This window comes from Nonomuraea sp. NPDC049750 (assembly GCF_040659625.1).
GTDB lineage: Bacteria > Actinomycetota > Actinomycetes > Streptosporangiales > Streptosporangiaceae > Nonomuraea.
On sequence record NZ_JBFANB010000006.1, the window covers coordinates 335,129 to 351,508 of the forward strand.

The window sequence follows — 16,380 nt, forward strand, 5'->3', positions numbered from 1 at the left end:
ATCCCACGGGCCAAGACGTGGAGGATCAAGACGTGGAGGATGCGGTCAGGCGTGGCCGCCCACGGTGATCGGGCCGAGCGTCAGCTGCGGTTCGCCCTCCAGGATCTGTCCGGTGAGCGCCACCTGCTCGTCGAGTTCGCGCAGCTGGGCGGGGGTGAGTTCACGCAGCGACTCCACCGTGACGGCCAACCGGCGGCCGGAGCGCCGCTGGTGCCACACCCCCGCCACCTGCCCGTCCACGAGCAGCACCGGGAAGTTGCCCGCCTGGCCGCCGTTCAGCGCCCGCCCGGCGGCCGGGCCCGGGTACAACACCTCGCGCGGCCTCCCGGCCACGACATAGGCATCGAAGTACGGCAGCAGCCGTACACCCCTCGGCGGCTCGTCCGGCACCGCGGTGTCACCGGCCGCCACCCAGGCCGGGACGCCCTCGAACAGCACCTGCTCCGGCTCGGCCGCCGCGAAGCCCCCGGCCGCCCACTTCACCGGCGCCCCGATCCACTTGGCGAACTGCTCGGGCGTGGCGGGACCGTACGCCCTCAGATAAGCGTTGACCAGCTCAACCAGACAGTCGTCGACCGGCTTGGCCGGGTGGCGATCCGCGGGCGGGGCGCTATAGGTGACCTTGCGCCCCCTCGCCGGGCCGAACACGAACGCCCCCCGGTGCGCCGCCGTCGCCATGGCCTGCCGCCAGCGCGGCCACATGGTCTGGAAGGCCGGCATGACGAGGTCTCCGGCCCACGGCCCCGTGGTGGCCACGACCGCGTCGCTCAACTCGTCGATCGTCAGGGCCGCTCCGGTCCCCAGCACATCGCGGATCGCCTCCACGACCTGATCGGTCTGCGCGGACGTCATGCGTACGTCCTGGGCGAAAACCGAGTGCGCGACCGGCAGCGTCGACAGGGCTCCCACCCACATCGGCAGGTCGCGGGCGGGCAGCAGGTGTACGGTGCCGCGCGGGCCGTGCGTCTTGACCAGGGTGCGCTCGCCCCACAGCGCCTCGCGCACCCCGGTGCGGGTGACGCCGTCGAGACGGAGGCCGATCGACAACTCGGCCGCCGACATCACCTGGGCATGGGCGCCGCACATGGCGGCGACCACGTCTGCCGGAGTGGCGTCCTTCGCGGGGGCGGCCAGGTCGTGCCGCGCCAAACGCCTGGCGCTGACCTGGGACCACGACATCTTCATCATGAAACTGACCCTAGGGAGCAATGCGGCAAAATTCGTTCCGCGTTTCGGGCGGTGTCGCAGGGGGGAGCCGAACCAATTGCACACCGCTTCACCCTCACCACCAAGATGACGCTGCGTGCCCGGCGAACAAGATCGCCCAGCCCGGAGCTGGCTACAATTCGCCGGATCGTCGGGAGTACGACATGAGCTGCTCGGCCGTGATGCGTTCGAGTTGCTTGTGCCGAGTCTCCGGGCCGAAGGCGATGAGGGCGATCATGGCCAGGGCCATCGGGATGACGCCGACAGCGGCGGTCACTCGTACGGAAGGGATCGCGACGGCGGTGACCACCAGGGCCAGGATCAGCACGCCACCGGCCTTGGTCGCTCCAGCGGACAGACCGCTGGTGCGGGCGCGGATCACGGTCGGATAGATCTCCGCGGTGTAGGCGGCGAGCACGGCGTTAAGGATGCTGATTCCCCATACCGGCACAACGAGCAGGACGTACAGCAGAGTGCGGTTGGCGGCCACCTGATCGCCCAGCAACGCGAAGGTGGCGAGGGAGCCGCCCATCACCGCGGTCACGAGGATGATGGTCTTCTTGCTGCTCCAGAATCCGTACAGCAGCGCGATCGGCAGGCTGAACGGGAACCCGATGATCGCGGCGTTACGGAGGATCTCGCTCGCGTTCACCTCGGAGAAGCCGAGCCGCTGGAGGTTGGACGGCATTCACTGCTGGAACCGTACTGGGTGGTGCCGATGCTCAGGGCCAGCAGGACGACGACGACGGTCAGGCCGAGGAACGGCTTGCTGAACGCCAGCCGGGAGCCGCGTCCCAGGTTCTGTTCGACGGCGAGCTCGGACGGCGTCTCGACGATGGTGGCGCCGTATTTGCGCATGACGGTCTGGGCCTCCTCATCGCGGCCCTGCTTGATCAGGAAGCGCGGCGACTCCGGGATCCAGCGGTTCAGCAGCAGGATGAGACCGGTGGGAAGGCCGATCAGCCACAGCAGGCGCCAGCCGAGCTGGTCCGGCGCGGCCCAGGTGGAGGCCAGCCAGCTCACGATGAACTATTCGGGTGGGTGGACGAGGAGTCTCCGGAGCAAGGCGTGCGTTGAAGGGTGCGGGGCTCGAGGGGCTCCTGGGGGGCGGTCCTCTGATGGGGCGCAGGTGTTCGGGCGGGTCTGCTGGGTGGGCGTTTGCGAGGAGTCGTCGCCAGAAGGGGTGGGCGAGGAGTTTCCAGGTCAACCCGGACGATCCCCAACCCCTGGCATCGCGGACGAATTGAGGTAGTGCTGAGGCAGTCTTGAGGATTGCTGAATGTTTTAGTGCGAATTGTCGTTTTATGTGCTCTTCAACGAGGCTCGTGGGCACCTGGCGTGCGGGGTCGGGCGTACGTCGCGTCATGGTGGTGTACGGCACGCGGCCCGAGGCGATCAAGTTGGCTCCCCTGGTCATTGGCCTGACCGAGGCGGCGCTCTTCGAGCCGGTGGTGGTCGTGACAGGGCAGCATCGGGAAATGCTCGACCAGGTCCATGAGACGTTCGGCATCGAACCGGACGTCGATCTCGGGATCATGCGGCCGGGACAGACCCTCGCCGAGCTGACGAGCCGGGCGGTCTGCGGGCTGGATGGTCTCGTGGCCGCGTACCGTCCCGACGCGGTGGTCGTGCAGGGGGACACGACGACCACGCTGGCCGGAGCGCTAGCGGCCTTCTACCACCGGGTGCCGGTCGTGCATCTGGAGGCCGGGTTGCGCAGCGGCGACCTGTACTCGCCGTTCCCGGAGGAGGCGAACCGCAGCCTGACGAGCCGGATCGCCACCCTCCACCTGGCGCCGACCTCGGGCAGCGCGGACAACCTCCTTCGTGAGGGCGTGTCCGCCGAGTCGATCGTCGTCACCGGAAACACGGTGATCGACGCGCTCCTGCAGAGCACCTGTACGGGTCACGGGTACAGGGAACCGAGGCTGGCCGCGCTGGAGCAGGACGGCCGGCGCGTCATCGTGGTCACCGCGCATCGCCGGGAGTCCTGGGGGGACCGGATGGAGGGCATCGCCCGGGCCCTGTCCCGGCTGGCGGCGGCCGGTGAAAGGGACGTGCACCTCGTCTTCCCCATGCATCCGAACCCGGAGGTGAGGCGCGCCCTGCTCCCGCGTCTCGACCGGCATCCGAACATCACGGTCACCGAGCCGCTCCACTACGGCGACTTCGCCCGCCTGCTGCGCCGCTCGTACCTCGTGCTCACCGACAGCGGCGGGATCCAGGAGGAGGCGCCGAGCCTGAACAAGCCGGTGCTCGTGATGCGCGACACCACGGAACGGCCCGAGGCGCTCCGCACCGGGGCGGCACGGCTGGTGGGGACCGAGGAGGACGGCATCGTGGCCGGTGTCAGCGGCCTGCTCCACTCGCCCGAGGACTACCGGCGCATGGCGCGGGCGCGCAATCCCTACGGCGACGGGCGGGCCACTGAGCGGGTGCTGGCGGCGCTGGCCCACCTGTTCGGCCTCGGTCCGCGCCCCGTCCCGTTCGGAGCGCTGCCCGAACAGGACGTGCCCCAACAGGGCTACCGGGTCGTGGTCGAGGTCGAGGCGGCGAGCCATGGCGTGAGGCCGGTGATCGTGCGATGAGCGACGGCGAGCGCGCGGGCGGGCTCCGGCGGCACGCCGGGCTCAGGTGGCTGGCGGCTCTGCTGCTGAGCGCTCTCGTCGTGTCGGGCGCCAGCCTGGGGATCTTCTCCAGGAAGGAGCCGGTGACCTTGCCCGCGCCCCGTACGTGGCCGGCGTGCAGCACGAACGGCCCGGACGCGCCGGACGGACGGTCCGCGAACCCGGCGGCAGCACGCGCGGGCATGGACCAGAACGGCACGCACCATAACGGCAGGGACCAGAAGAGCACGCCTCAAAACGGCACGGACAAAGGCGGCACGAACGCGAACGCGACGCTGATCGCCGTCGACGACGCCGACGGGCCGGCCGCGTTCCAGGTGTACGCGGCCCGCGCCGCCAACCTGGTCTCGCACTTCGGGCCGGTACGGGTGATCCGGACGAGCGCCTACCGGGCCGGCATGCTGGCCGGCCACCGGGCCCTGGTGTACGTGGGCATGTCGAGCGCCCAGCGGCTTCCGGCGGCCCTGCGCGGCGACGTGCTCGCCGGCCGGCGCCCCGTTCTCTGGCTGGGCGGCAACATCGGCACGCTCACCACGGCGGACGACTTCGCGCGGCGCTACGGCTGGCGATGGGGCGGCGAGGGCCTGGCGCCCCGCCGGCCTCCGCGCCAGGGACCCGACGCCCAGCCGCCGATCCCGCAGTCCGGGCAGGTCGTCCAGCGCGGCGCGGGCCTGGAGCGCGTCACTGGCGTCCAGTACAAGGGGGTGCTGCTGAGCCGCGATCCCGCCCAGGGACCGATCAGCACGTTCGCCGCTCTCGACCCCAGCAGAGCCCGGGTGCTGGCCACGGCGGTCACGACGGATCGCCGGACGGGTCCCTGGGCCGTCAGGTCCGGGAACCTCACCTACGTCGCCGAGGTCGCGTTGAACATCGACGAGGACGACGACCGCTTCCTGGCCGTGTCCGACCTGCTGTTCGACCTGCTCGCTCCCGGAACGCCTGCCCGCCACCGCGCCCTGGTCCGCCTGGAGGACCTCGGACCGCAGGCCGATCCCGAGGCCATCCGCGCGGCGGGGGAGACGCTGTCCCGGCTCGGCGTCCCGTTCAGCTTCGGCGTCATCCCGGTCTACCGCGGCCCGCTGGAGGAGGGTCAGGAGCGGGCGACCATCCGCCTGCGGGACCGGCCGGAGCTGGTGCGGGCCCTGGTCTACCTTCTGGAGCACGGCGGCACGATGGTCCTGCACGGCTACACCCACCAGTCGGACGGCCCGCCCAATCCCACGAATGGGGAGAGCGGGCAGGACTTCGAGTTCTTCCGCACCCACTTCGACGCTCAGCGGCGGCTCATCTACGACGGAGCGATCCACGGCGACTCGGCCACCTGGATGGAACACCGTCTCGACCAGGCGGTGGCCGAGGTCCGCGCGGCCGGCCTGCCCGAGCCGCACGTCTTCGAGGTGCCGCACTACGCCGCCTCGCCGGACGACTACCGCGTCATCGCGCGCAGGTTCGCCGCCCGCTATGACCGCGGGGCCTACTTCACCCCCGGCTGGGAGGGCCACGCGCCGGTGTCGCCGTACATGGACGAGCAGTTCGCCCCGTACGTGATCCGCGACGTCTATGGCAGCGTCGTCGTCCCGGAGACCCTCGGCATGGTGGAGCGGGACCCGGTCATGGAGGACGAGGGGACCCCAGAGGCGATCGTGGAACACGCCCAGGCGCAGCTCGTGGTACGCGACAACGTCGCGGGGTTCTTCTACCACCCCTTCCTCGGCGCCGACCGACTGGAGGACATCGTCGGCCGGCTCAAGTCGATGGGATACCGCTTCGTGGCGCCCTGTCAGCTATGAGAGTGGCCCCCTTCAGCTAAGAGGGGCCCCCTGTCAGCTAGGAGAGAGGAAAGGCAAGCACCATGACTGAGCTCCTCGCGCGGGCCGTGGACGTCGGGGCGACGGCGTTCGGCGTGGCCCGCCTCGCCCTGGCGGTCGCCGGACTGCTGTTCGCGCTGTACGTCGTCGTCCTCGGCACGCTCGTGCTGGCCGCCCACAGGAGGCGCCGATGATCACCGTGCTGGTCCTGTGCGCGCTGTCGGCCGTGCTGCTGGGGTTCACCTACACGCTGGGGATGTACCTGGAATCGGCGGGCATCGCCGAGCACCCCGCCGGCGACGACGGCGACTTCTCCGTCGTCTTCCTGGTGCCCTGCCTGAACGAGGAGCGGGTCATCGCCGCCACCCTGAGCGCCCTGCACGGCGGCCAGGTCCTGGTCGTGGACGACGGCTCCGACGACGGGACGGCCGAAGTCGTCCGGCGGGTCGCCGGCCCGCTGGTCCGCCTGCTCAGGCGCGAGCCGCCGGACGCCCGCCAGGGCAAGGGCCGGGCGCTCAACCACGCCCTTCGCCACTTTCCGGAGGAACTGCTGGACGACGCCGACCGTGTCCTCGTCTGCCTGATGGACGCCGACGGCAGGCTCGACCCGCGGGCCCTGGACACGGCGCTGCCGTACTTCGCCGACCCCCGGGTCGGCGCCGTCCAGATGGGGGTGCGGATCGGCAACCGGACGCAGAGCCTCCTGACGCGGATGCAGGACATGGAGTTCGTCGTCTACACCTGGATGTTCCAGCGCACCCGCACCCGCATCGGCTCTGCGGGGCTCGGCGGCAACGGCCAGATCATGCGACTGAGCGCCCTCCTGGACCTGGGTGACGACCCGTGGTCGCCCAGCCTGACCGAAGACCTGGACCTGGGCGTGCGGATGGTGCTGTCCGGCTGGCGTACCGCCTGCGTCCCGGACGCGACCGTGAGCCAGCAGGGGCTCGTCAGCGTGCGCGCCCTGGCGCGGCAGCGCTCACGCTGGTTCCAGGGGCACCTTCAGGCGCTGCGGCTCGTGCCGTCGGTGGTCGGGCAGGCGTCCGGCCGGATGGCGACCGACCTGCTGAACGTGCTGCTCAGCCCGTTGCTGATCTTCGTGGGCGCCTTCATGACGATCTCGCTGGTCGCGTCCCTGGTGGGGGTGGCGTTCTCGCCGGTGGCGCGCGAGCAGCTCATCCAGCCGGTGCCGATCGCGTCGTGGTACGCGCTGACGTTCGGCGCGGCCTTCCTGCTGGGGCCGCTCTACGCGCGCATCAGCGGTGACATGGGGCGGTTGCGCGGGCTCTGCTACGGTCACCTGTTCATCGTCTACAACCTGGTCTGGCTCGTGGCGGCCTGCCGGGGGCTGTGGCGGGCGGCGCGCGGCCGGCGGGTCTGGATGAAGACCGAACGGCTGGCCGATCCGTCACCGGGACCCGCGTGAGAGCGCCCGCAGGCCCGGCGCTGGCCGCCGTCGCGCTGCTCGCCCTCCCGGTGGCGCCCGCCGCGCCCGCCCCGTGCGTCCCGTGGCCGGAGGGGACCGTCCGGGCGGGGCTGTTCCTGGCCTACGACGGGTACGGCAGGGCGTGCACGTACCAGGCCGGCGACCGGTGGGTGTGGCGGCTGTCACCGCGGCCCGCGCGAGCCCCGGCCGAGACGCACGCCGCGCTGGCCCTGACCACCGGCCGCTACACGGACGTCCGGATCCGCGTACGGGCCAGGACCCTGCACCAGCTACGGCGCCCCACGCCCAACGCCTGGGAGGTCGCCTGGGTCGTGTGGCACTACACGGACGACGACCACTTCTACTACCTCGTGCCCAAACCCAACGGCTGGGAGCTCGGCAAGGTCACCCCCGGCTACCCGGGCAACCAGCGTTACCTCGCCACGGGCGCCCGGTCCTACGCGCTCGGCGTGTGGCACACGATCGAGATCCACCAGGTGGGCGCCACGATCACGGCCAAGGTGGACGGCCGTCACCTGGTCCGCTTCCACGACCGTGAACGGCCCTATCGGGGCGGCCACGCCGGCCTCTACAACGAGGACGCCACGACCTGCTTCACCGACCTGCGCGTCGCATCTGCGGCACGGCGGTTTCGCGGCGGCTCGCTGCGGTAAGTGAGGCCTTGAACGGGGGAGGGATCGCCGGGTCACGGTCGTGCGACCGCGCCGCCACCGCGCTCGCCGGCGATCGGTGGCTGACTCGAGGTGATGGCGTGGTGGAACGGCCGGGGGCACTGGTCATCGAGGACACCGCAGAGATGCGCAGGCTGTTGTGCGAGGTCCTGCGGATGGCCGGTTTCGAGGTGTCGGAGGCGGCCACCGGGGCCGAGGGGCTGGACCTGGTCGCGCAGAGGCGGCCCGACCTGGTGACGCTCGACCTCATGCTGCCGGACATGGACGGCATCGAGGTGTGCCGGCGGCTGCGGGGGATGACGAGCGCGTACGTGATCATGGTGTCGGGCCGTACGGAGGAGGCCGACCGGCTCATCGGCCTGGAGGTGGGCGCCGACGACTACATGACCAAGCCGTTCTCGCCGCGGGAGCTGGCGGCGCGCGTCGCGGCGATGTTCCGGCGGCCCCGCCGCGAGCCGGAGAGCGCCTTCCCCGAACGGGCGGGGGTCCACGAGTTCGGCGACCTGGTCGTGGACGAGGAGAGCCGCGAGGTGCACCTGGCGGGCCGGCCCGTGCCGCTGACCCGCATCGAGTTCGACCTGCTGGCGCTGTTCGCCTCCAACCCGAGGCGGGTATGGCCTCGCGAGACGTTGACCCGGGCGATCTGGCACACCGACTGGCCGGGCAACGCCCACGTGATAGACGTCCACATCGCCAACCTGCGGCGCAAACTCGGTGACGACGCCCGGTCCGGCCACTGGGTGCGCACGGTGCACGGTGTGGGCTACAGGTTCGGAGACGGAGGGGACATGCGCGATGGTCCCGATTCACGTTCTGCTGTGCGGGAGCGGTGACGACACGGCGCCGCGCGACGCGCTCCGGCTGCTGCGCGAGGCCGGTCCGGACGCTCGCTGCCAGTGAGCGGGCGTTGGGCGCCGACCACCCCTTTGACGAGGTTGTGCGGGACAACCTGTCGACGGTCGGTGACCGTCCTGAGGTGTGACCGCTTCTACGCTAGTGATCTTTGATCGGATCCTGTGCCCTTCGGCGTACGACCGGGCACGCAACTCTCATCGAAGCGGTGTCGCCTGGTCGAAGGCCGCCGTGCGCGCGATCCTGCTCAACCCCCGCTACACGGGGATGCAGGTGTGGAACCGCCAGCACAAGGACGAGGTCCTCATCGACATCAACGATGTTGCGCTCGGCCACACCACGAAGCTCCGATGGAACGATCAGGAGAGCTGGATCTGGTCGGAGAACGCAACGCATGAGGCGCTCGTAAGCGATGAGGTCTATGCACAGGCTCAGGCCCTGCTGGTGGCATCTAGAACCGCCGCAGAAGGGCGCAAGCCTCGCCGGACACCACGTCCCTACATCTTCAGAGGCCTGCTCTTCTGCGGCATCCGTTCCGCTTTACGAGCAGGCTCAGGGCCGGTGGGCGCGGACGATGAGGTCGGCGGCTTCGGCGGCGATGGCGTGCCGTCGTGCGGGGGGCAGGGGCAGCATCCCGTACGCCGTCTCGACCCGCGCGTCAGTGATCACCAGGTGCAGGAACTGGCGAGCCGCCCTGGCCGGGTCCGGCACCCGCAGCCTGCCGTCACCGTCGCAGGCGCGCAGGTAGTCCACGACCTCGCTGTCCAGCGACGAGGAACTCGCCCGCCAGGTGCGCTGGAGCTCCGGATGGTGACCCACCTCCGCGATGGTCAGCCGGTGCAGCGCCGCCACCCGTGGCGACAGCGCGATGTCGAGCGTCCGCTCCCCGAGCACGGTCAGGTCAGCGCCTGGATCACCGGTGAAGGCGACGGCGGCCTGCGCCGACGCGTCGCGGCCCGTGGGGTTGTCGCTCGCGGACGCGCCACGGCGGGTGGGGCTGCCTCCCGTAGCACTGCCCGGTGCGCCTCCCACCACTGCCCTGGCTTCCTGGACGGCGGCGAGGAAGAGCTGTTGCTTGTCGCCGAAGTGGCCGTAGACGGTCTGTTTGCCCACCCCCGCCGCCGCGGCGATCGCGTCGACGCTCGCGCGGGCGTAGCCCAGGTCGGTGAAGACCTGGATGGCGGCGCCGAGGATGGCCCGGCGCTTGGCCGGTGAGCGTCGCGGGCCGTGGTCGGCCATGGCTTGTCCCCACTTTCTCCGAATGGGTATTAGTCTACGAGACTAGACGGTCTAGTCTAGTTTGGAGGGCGTATGGACGCCGATGTTGTGGTGGTCGGAGCCGGACCTGTGGGTTTGCTGCTCGCCGCCGAGTTACGGCTGGCCGGGGTCACGCCGCTGGTGCTGGACCGGCTCGCCCGGCCGACGAGCGAGCCGAAGGCGCGCGGGATCGGGCCGCTGGCCGCGGAGGCGCTGCGTCGCCGCGGGCTGGGGGACGACCTGGCGAAGTTCCAGGAGCAGGGTCTTGCCGACAAGGCGCGCGACCACGGAAGTGAGAAGGGGCACTTCGCCCAGATCCACAAGATCGACCCCGACCTCCAGGAGGAACCCGGGCGGACCGGCGCGCTGATCTGGCAGCCGGACCTGGAACGGATCCTGGCCGAGCACCTGGCCTCGCTCGGCGTCGCGGTCCGGCGCGAACACGAGGTGACGGCCCTGGCCCAGGACGATTCCGGCGTCACCTTGACCGTACGGACGCCGGAGGGGGAGCGGCGGGTCCGCGCGGCGTACGTGGCGGGCTGCGACGGCGGCCGATCGACGGTACGGAAGCTGGCCGGGTTCGACTTCCCCGGCACCGCCCCCACGAGTGTCGTACGACGCCTGATCGGCGACATTTCGGGCATGGAGCGGCTGCCCGCGCCGGGCTGGCAGCCGACAGGGATGTTCATGAGCGCGCCCGGCATGGTGGCGACGGTCGAGCACGACGGCTTCCCCGAGGACCGCGAGGCGCCGCTGACCGGGGAGGAGATGCGCGACAGCCTGCTCAGGGTGACGGGCGTGGAGGTCGAGGTGACAGCGGTCCGCGACACGCTGCGCTTCACCGACGTCGCCCGTCAGGCGGCCACCTACCTGCTCGGCCGCGTCCTGCTCGCGGGCGACGCCGCCCACGTCCACTCTCCCAACGGCGGCCAAGGGCTGAACCTGGGGCTGATGGACGCGGTCAACCTGGGCTGGAAGCTGGCCGCCACGGTCGCCGGGCACGCGCCGGACGGCCTGCTCGACACCTACACCGCCGAACGCCACCCCGTAGGCGCCGCCGTCCTGCACAACACCCGCGCCCAGTCGGCGCTGCTGAGACCCGGCGCGCACGCGGCGGCCATGCGCGACATCGTGTCGGACCTGCTCGACCTGCCGGAGGTCAACCGCTACTTCGGGCGGCTGCTGAACGGGCTCGGCACCCGCTACGACCTCCCGTATCCGGCAACCCACCCCCTGGCCGGCCGCCCCTGCCCCGACCTGCGGCTCACGCTGCCTTCCTGCGACACCCGGACCCTCGCCGAGCTTGCCACGTCGGGTCGGCCGCTGCTCGTCCACGCGCCGTCGCAGCCCGAGATCGCGCAGGCGGCGGCACCCTGGCGAGGCGTACTGGATATCGTCGAGGCGACCGTCGAGGACCGTGACGGCCTGTCGGCCGCCTTCGTCCGCCCCGACGGCACGGTCGCCTGGGCATCCGGCCCTGGCCCGGCCGACATCACCACCCTGACGGCGGCCTTCCACGCTTGGCTGCCGCCCGCCTGACGCTTCAAGAGGCGTGACGTCCTCCGCTCGGCGGTCGGCATGGTCGACCGCCGAGCAACCAGAATTTCTTGACAACAACTTTTTTCGGTGTCATCGTCTCACCATGTACGAAGTGGCGGTGATCGAAGACCCCGCGGCGGCCGAGGCGTCGCTCGACCCGATGCGGTCGAAGCTGCTGGCCGAGCTGGTCGAGCCCGGCTCGGCCACGTCGCTGGCGGCCAGGGTCGGCCTGGCCAGGCAGAAGGTCAACTACCATCTGCGCACGCTGGAGCGGCACGGGCTGGTCGAGCTGGTGGAGGAGCGCAAGAAGGGCAACGTCACCGAGCGGGTGATGCAGGCCACGGCCGCCTCCTTCGTGATCTCCCCGGTCGCGCTGGCCGCGGTGCAGCCCGATCCCGAGAAGGCGCCCGATCGGCTGTCGGCCCGCTGGCTGCTCGCCGTCGCCGCTCAACTCGTCCGCGACGTCGGGACGCTGATCACCGGCGCCACCGAGGCCCGCAAGCGGGTGGCGACGTTCGCGATCGACGGCGAGGTACGGTTCGCCTCGGCGGCCGACCGCGCGGCCTTCGCCGAGGAACTGGCCGACGCCGTGACCGCGCTGGTGAGCAAATACCACGACGAGACGGCCGAGAGCGGTCGCGACCACCGGTTGGTCGTCGCCGTGCACCCGTCGCTGAAGGAGCGGTGAAGTGGGACATTCCTTCGAGCTTCCCCAGGAGGCCGAGGTCGGGGCGACCCCCGAGGAGGTGTGGGCGGCCATCGCGACCGGCCCCGGCATCGACTCGTGGTTCATGGGCCGCAACGAGGTGGCCGACGGCGTGGTGCGCACCGCCTTCGGCCAGTACATGCCCGAATCCACCGTGACCGCCGAGGAGCCGCCCGCCCGGTTCGCGCACACCAGCGCGACGGCGGAGGACGGCCGGGTCGTCGCCTACGAGTTCCTCGTCGAAGGCCGTGACCAGGGCAGCACCACGTTGCGCATGGTGACCAGCGGCTTCCTGCCGGGCGACGACTGGGAGGCCGAGTTCGAGGCCATGTCCAGGGGGCTGGAGATGTTCTTCGCCACCCTGGTCGCCTACCTGACGCACTTCCGCGGCCGGACCGCCACGCCCGTCACCGAATTCGGGCCGCCCGTCGCCGACTGGCCGCGCGCCTGGGAGATCCTGTACGACGCGCTCGGCCTCCGGGCCATGCCAAGCCGGGCGACACCGTACGGTTCGCGCCCCCCGGGCTTGCCCCGATCGAAGGCGTCGTCTACTACGCCAACGCCCAGACGCTCGGTGTACGGACCCCGGACGCGCTCTACCGGTTCCTGCAGGGGTTCGGCGGCTCGATGGTCGCCGCGCACCACCTTTTCGCCGGCCCCGGCGACCAGGGTCCGGCCTGGCACGCCTGGCTCGATCATCTTTTCGCCGAGTGAAAGCCTGAACAAGGTCACGGCCCACGTATGGGACCTGCCGCCGGGCGCCGCATTGACCCTGCGCCCGGCGAGCGGAGTTCAGTCCATCTACTGCGCTCGCGTGGCGCTCAGTCCAGTGCGGCCACGTGCTCGCCCAGCGCGGCCGCCAGGCTCCGCTCGCAGGTGGCGGCGTCGTCGGCGGCCCAGCACGCGTAGCCGTCGGGCCGCAGCAGCAGGGCCGCCGCGCCCAGGTCGTCCGCGCACTTGGCCCGTACGAGATCGACCCGCGCGGGCAGCCGGAACTCGGCGGGGACGATCCCGGCCAGGTCGAGCAGGACCGCGTGCCCGGCGCCGAACAGCCCGGACAGCCGGGTCGACGTCGAGCCGACGAGCAGGTCGGCGTCCGGCACCCGCTGCCCGGCCAGCGGATGCTCGCCGCCGAGGTCGTAGGCCAGCGACAGGCCGGACATCAGGCCGGCCATGTGGCGGTTGGCGTCCGGCAGCCGCAGCAGGTCGCTGAAGATCTCGCGCAGCGCGGCCACGTCCGGGCTGGGCCGAGGCGCGCTCAGTACGCGCTGCGCGGACGTGTGGTGCAGCACCTGGGCGGCCACCGGATGCCGTTCGGCCTGGTAGCGGTCCAGGAGGCCCTCGGGTGCCCGGCCCTGGAGGGTCGCGGCCAGCCGCCAGCCGAGGTTGATCGCGTCCTGCACGCCGAGGTTCAGGCCCTGCCCGCCGAACGGCGGGTGGATGTGCGCGGCGTCGCCCGCGAACAGCACGCGGCCCGCCCGGTAGTCCGCCAGCTGCCGTGTCGCGTCGGTGAAGCGCGAGGAGTTGTCCACCGCGCGCAGCACGGTCTCCTCGCCATAGACGGCCCGTAGCGCGGTGGCGACCTCCTCCTCCGTGACCGGCGCGTCGCGGTCGAAGCCCGCCTGCTCCTCGCTGCCGAACGTCAGCCGGTAACGCTCGCCGCCGATGGGAACCAGCATGGACCAGTAGCCGCCACCCTCCCGGACCAGGCCGCTCATGTGGCCGAGCGCCCGGGGGACCGACGCCGAGGTGGCGGACAGCCGGACGTCGGCCAGCACCGCCACGAACGTCCCGTCCCGGCCGGGGAACGGCAGGCCCAGCAGCTTGCGTATGGTGCTCCGCCCGCCGTCGCACGCCACCAGGTAGTCGGCCCGGAACCGGCGCTCACCCACGCTCACCGTCACCCCGTCGGCGTCCTGCTCGACCGCGGTGACCCCGGCGTCGCGCAGGACGCGCGCGCCTTGGGCGGTCGCGGCCTCCTCCAGAACCTCCTCGATCTCCCACTGCGGAACCGCGATCGGGTACGGATGCCGGGTCCGCCACGGCTCGCAGTCCAGCGGCACCGGCAGAGCCGCGAAATGGCCGCCGACCGGTTCGCGTACCAGAGCCCGGCTCAGCAGCGGCTCCACCAGCCCGCGCAGCTCCAGCAGCTCCAGCGTGCGGGGCTGGACGGCGCCGCCCTTCATCTGCTCGATGCGCTGGGGCAGCTTCTCCAGCACCAGTGTGTCGACCCCGGCCAGCGCCAGCTCATACGCCAGCATCAGGCCGGTCGGTCCGGCACCCGCGATGACCACCTCGAAGTCCTTCATGACCCGCCCTCTTCCCATGGTTCGATCGTCTGAGTGCGAATATATACCCAGTGCAGAAAAAGTCCAAGTGCAGATTTCTGGTAAGGTGACGAGCGTGACGAACGAGCCCGGACTGCGCGAGCGTAAGAAGCAGCGGACACACGCCGCGATCTCCGAGGCGGCGATCGAGCTGTTCCTGCGGTACGGGTATGACCAGGTGTCGGTGGCCCAGGTGGCGGAGGCGGCCGAGGTGTCCAGGCGCACGCTGTTCGCGTACTTCCCGGCCAAGGAAGATCTCGTGGTGCAGCGGTTCGCCGACCACGAGACCGAAAGCGCCCGGGTGGTCGAGTCCCGCGCGGCGGACGTCACGCCGCTGGAGGCGCTGCGGGTGCACTACCTCGACGCGCTGGCCAGGCGTGATCCGGCCAGCGGGCTCAACGACATACCCGCGATCGTGGCGCTCTACCGGATGGTCTTCGAGACCTCGTCGCTGGCGGCCCGGATGCACCGCTTCCAGGCGGCGGCCGAGCACGCACTCGCCGGCGCGCTACGGGAGACGGCCGGCGTCGATGAGCTCAGCGCCCGCGTGGCGGCCGTCCAGATCCAGGCGGTCCACTGGACGCTGACGATTGACAACGCCATGCGGCTGGCGGGCGGCGAGAGCGCGGACGAGCGCTACCCGGGCGCGGTGAGCGACGCCGAGCGGGCATACGCCCTGCTGGCCAACGGGCTGGGCCACCTGGGCGCGCCGGACTCTCGGTGAATGGGGTGGCCGCTGTTCGGTGAACTGGGTGGCGGTGTGGGGGTGGCTGCCGTTCGATGAACGGCAGCCACCGTTGTTCGACTACGCCGTGAGGGCGTTCTCCAGGAGTGGCCGGTGGCGTAGCATCCACGCCGCCGCCCGCGCCTGCCAGGCCAGGGCCCACAGCGGGCCCGGGTCCGTACTCTCGGGCGTGATCCGCGACCTGACCGCCACGGACGCGCAGTCACGGATGGCGAACTCGATCATCCGCGTGACGAAGCCGTCGCGTTCGGCGGCGGACAGCCCGTAGCCGTCGAGGAAGCGGCGCAGCTGACCGGCGCGCGTCTCCGCGTCGGGCAGGCTCTGCCGTTCGGCGACGTCGTCGTCGTGCAACTGGGCGTTCCACCACGCGGCACCCGCCACGTCGTCCAGCCGGTCGATCGGACCGGCGGTGGTCCAGTCGATGTACGCGACTGGCAGGCCGTCGCGGGCCACGGTGTTCCACGGCCCCGTGTCCCGATGGCTGATGATCGCATCCGGCCCGGAACCCTCGAACGGCCACGGGTGCCACACCGCGTCCGGCGGCGGCCGGAACCCGGCCGTCGCGTCGTGCAGCTCGCGCAGCAGGCGGCCCGCCTGCCACACGCCCTCATCGGACCAGGCGTGCGGGTGGACGAAGTCGCCGTCGATGTAGGTCACGGCGTCTCGTCCCTCCTCGTCGTAACCGTCGCCGACCAGGCGTTGGCTCCCGGTGAAGCCCGCGTTCTCCAGATGCAGCAGCAGCGCGTGGACGCTGTCCGTCCACGGCCCGGACGGGCGCAGCACGACGTCGCCGTGCCGGACCACCTGCGTGGGATTGCCCTCGGCGCCCAGCAGGGGCTCGAAGGATGGTTGGGAAGACACTCTTGCTCCTCGTGATCGTGATGGAAGATCACTCCAACGCGAGGAGCCCGGTACGCGTCAGGCGACCTCTCGCGTCGAAGTGTGAGCCGAGTCTTCGCCGAGGACCTTGGTGGCCATGTGCCACACCTCCTACTGGATCGCGGGATACCGTCCCGGCCGACGCTGCCACAGCCCGGGAAGGCTGAGCAACGTATTTGTCCGCCGGTGGGGAGAAGCCCGGCGGGCGAGGCTTTTCGGGCCGTTACCGCTTTCGGGCCGTTGTCGCTTCCGGCTGGCATCAGGTTTTGGACCGGCATCGGGTTTTAGGCTGGTATTGGGTTTTGGGCCGGTATCG

16 protein-coding genes and 1 pseudogene are annotated in these 16,380 nt (G+C 71.1%); 10 read left to right on the plus strand and 7 right to left on the minus strand.

Translation table 11 applies throughout. From position 1 onward, the window contains the following. Window positions 1-45: 45 nt before the first annotated feature. From AB0J16_RS19605 to AB0J16_RS19615, 3 genes are all read right to left on the minus strand, one after another. The gene (locus AB0J16_RS19605) at window positions 46-1,188 is read right to left on the minus strand and encodes a winged helix DNA-binding domain-containing protein (protein ID WP_358541039.1); all 1,143 of its coding nucleotides are present in this window, start codon (window positions 1,186-1,188) and stop codon (window positions 46-48) included. A 151-nt stretch (window positions 1,189-1,339) separates the two neighbouring features. Next, the gene (locus tag AB0J16_RS19610; protein ID WP_358541041.1) at window positions 1,340-1,894 is read right to left on the minus strand and encodes a hypothetical protein; all 555 of its coding nucleotides are present in this window, start codon (window positions 1,892-1,894) and stop codon (window positions 1,340-1,342) included. Beyond that, window positions 1,855-2,229, minus strand: a complete 375-nt coding sequence (locus AB0J16_RS19615) for an MFS transporter (RefSeq protein ID WP_358541044.1) — start codon at window positions 2,227-2,229, stop codon at window positions 1,855-1,857. Before AB0J16_RS19615 ends, AB0J16_RS19610 begins: the two co-directional genes overlap by 40 nt. Before the next feature lie 302 nt (window positions 2,230-2,531). Here AB0J16_RS19615 and wecB point away from each other — a divergent pair, with 302 nt between their 5' ends. From wecB to AB0J16_RS19650, 7 genes and pseudogenes are all read left to right on the plus strand, one after another. After that, window positions 2,532-3,794, plus strand: a complete 1,263-nt coding sequence (gene wecB, locus AB0J16_RS19620) for a UDP-N-acetylglucosamine 2-epimerase (non-hydrolyzing) (protein WP_358541047.1) — start codon at window positions 2,532-2,534, stop codon at window positions 3,792-3,794. Beyond that, on the plus strand, window positions 3,791-5,623 hold the full coding sequence (locus tag AB0J16_RS19625) for a DUF2334 domain-containing protein (protein WP_358541050.1): 1,833 nt from the start codon (window positions 3,791-3,793) through the stop codon (window positions 5,621-5,623). Before wecB ends, AB0J16_RS19625 begins: the two co-directional genes overlap by 4 nt. Before the next feature lie 62 nt (window positions 5,624-5,685). Beyond that, on the plus strand, window positions 5,686-5,835 hold the full coding sequence (locus AB0J16_RS19630) for a hypothetical protein (protein ID WP_225302465.1): 150 nt from the start codon (window positions 5,686-5,688) through the stop codon (window positions 5,833-5,835). Continuing rightward, window positions 5,832-7,067, plus strand: a complete 1,236-nt coding sequence (locus AB0J16_RS19635) for a glycosyltransferase family 2 protein (protein WP_358541053.1) — start codon at window positions 5,832-5,834, stop codon at window positions 7,065-7,067. Before AB0J16_RS19630 ends, AB0J16_RS19635 begins: the two co-directional genes overlap by 4 nt. Further along, window positions 7,064-7,741, plus strand: a complete 678-nt coding sequence (locus AB0J16_RS19640; RefSeq protein ID WP_358541056.1) for a hypothetical protein — start codon at window positions 7,064-7,066, stop codon at window positions 7,739-7,741. Before AB0J16_RS19635 ends, AB0J16_RS19640 begins: the two co-directional genes overlap by 4 nt. Before the next feature lie 98 nt (window positions 7,742-7,839). After that, the gene (locus tag AB0J16_RS19645; protein WP_357961094.1) at window positions 7,840-8,592 is read left to right on the plus strand and encodes a response regulator transcription factor; all 753 of its coding nucleotides are present in this window, start codon (window positions 7,840-7,842) and stop codon (window positions 8,590-8,592) included. Between the two features lie 163 nt (window positions 8,593-8,755). After that, window positions 8,756-9,043 (plus strand): annotated as a pseudogene (locus AB0J16_RS19650) (recombinase family protein); the annotation flags it as partial. A 120-nt stretch (window positions 9,044-9,163) separates the two neighbouring features. Here AB0J16_RS19650 and AB0J16_RS19655 read toward each other — a convergent pair. Beyond that, on the minus strand, window positions 9,164-9,850 hold the full coding sequence (locus AB0J16_RS19655) for a TetR/AcrR family transcriptional regulator (RefSeq protein WP_358541059.1): 687 nt from the start codon (window positions 9,848-9,850) through the stop codon (window positions 9,164-9,166). Between the two features lie 72 nt (window positions 9,851-9,922). On the opposite strand from AB0J16_RS19655, the gene AB0J16_RS19660 reads away from it, so the two are divergent. Continuing rightward, complete coding sequence (locus AB0J16_RS19660) at window positions 9,923-11,407, plus strand: FAD-dependent monooxygenase (protein ID WP_358541062.1); 1,485 nt, start codon at window positions 9,923-9,925, stop codon at window positions 11,405-11,407. A 103-nt stretch (window positions 11,408-11,510) separates the two neighbouring features. Next, entirely contained in the window at window positions 11,511-12,095 is a 585-nt protein-coding gene (locus AB0J16_RS19665) for a helix-turn-helix domain-containing protein (protein WP_358541065.1), read from the plus strand. A 243-nt stretch (window positions 12,096-12,338) separates the two neighbouring features. Here AB0J16_RS19665 and AB0J16_RS19670 read toward each other — a convergent pair whose 3' ends face one another. Together AB0J16_RS19670 and AB0J16_RS19675 are read right to left on the minus strand one after the other, a co-directional pair. Continuing rightward, a complete protein-coding gene (locus tag AB0J16_RS19670; RefSeq protein ID WP_358541067.1) occupies window positions 12,339-12,473 on the minus strand; it encodes a hypothetical protein in 135 nt (44 codons plus the stop codon). Window positions 12,474-12,934: 461 nt separating this feature from the next. Continuing rightward, on the minus strand, window positions 12,935-14,440 hold the full coding sequence (locus AB0J16_RS19675; RefSeq protein ID WP_358541070.1) for an FAD-dependent monooxygenase: 1,506 nt from the start codon (window positions 14,438-14,440) through the stop codon (window positions 12,935-12,937). Between the two features lie 76 nt (window positions 14,441-14,516). On the opposite strand from AB0J16_RS19675, the gene AB0J16_RS19680 reads away from it, so the two are divergent. Further along, window positions 14,517-15,164 (plus strand): TetR family transcriptional regulator, encoded by a 648-nt coding sequence (locus AB0J16_RS19680; RefSeq protein ID WP_358541074.1) that lies wholly within the window; start codon window positions 14,517-14,519, stop codon window positions 15,162-15,164. A gap of 81 nt (window positions 15,165-15,245) precedes the next feature. Here the strand turns inward: AB0J16_RS19680 and AB0J16_RS19685 are convergent, their stop codons facing one another. Beyond that, window positions 15,246-16,046: an aminoglycoside phosphotransferase family protein gene (locus AB0J16_RS19685; RefSeq protein WP_358541076.1), complete on the minus strand. Its 801-nt coding sequence runs from the start codon at window positions 16,044-16,046 to the stop codon at window positions 15,246-15,248. Window positions 16,047-16,380: the final 334 nt, after the last annotated feature.

Bases quoted from the DNA above. Each gene is read 5' to 3' on its own strand.
- AB0J16_RS19630 (WP_225302465.1), top strand. From the start codon at position 5,686: ATGACTGAGCTCCTCGCGCGGGCCGTGGACGTCGGGGCGACGGCGTTC.
- AB0J16_RS19665 (WP_358541065.1), top strand. From the start codon at position 11,511: ATGTACGAAGTGGCGGTGATCGAAGACCCCGCGGCGGCCGAGGCGTCG.
- AB0J16_RS19675 (WP_358541070.1), bottom strand. From the start codon at position 14,440: ATGGGAAGAGGGCGGGTCATGAAGGACTTCGAGGTGGTCATCGCGGGT.
- AB0J16_RS19625 (WP_358541050.1), top strand. From the start codon at position 3,791: ATGAGCGACGGCGAGCGCGCGGGCGGGCTCCGGCGGCACGCCGGGCTC.
- AB0J16_RS19655 (WP_358541059.1), bottom strand. From the start codon at position 9,850: ATGGCCGACCACGGCCCGCGACGCTCACCGGCCAAGCGCCGGGCCATC.
- AB0J16_RS19605 (WP_358541039.1), bottom strand. From the start codon at position 1,188: ATGATGAAGATGTCGTGGTCCCAGGTCAGCGCCAGGCGTTTGGCGCGG.
- AB0J16_RS19610 (WP_358541041.1), bottom strand. From the start codon at position 1,894: ATGCCGTCCAACCTCCAGCGGCTCGGCTTCTCCGAGGTGAACGCGAGC.
- AB0J16_RS19635 (WP_358541053.1), top strand. From the start codon at position 5,832: ATGATCACCGTGCTGGTCCTGTGCGCGCTGTCGGCCGTGCTGCTGGGG.
- AB0J16_RS19660 (WP_358541062.1), top strand. From the start codon at position 9,923: ATGGACGCCGATGTTGTGGTGGTCGGAGCCGGACCTGTGGGTTTGCTG.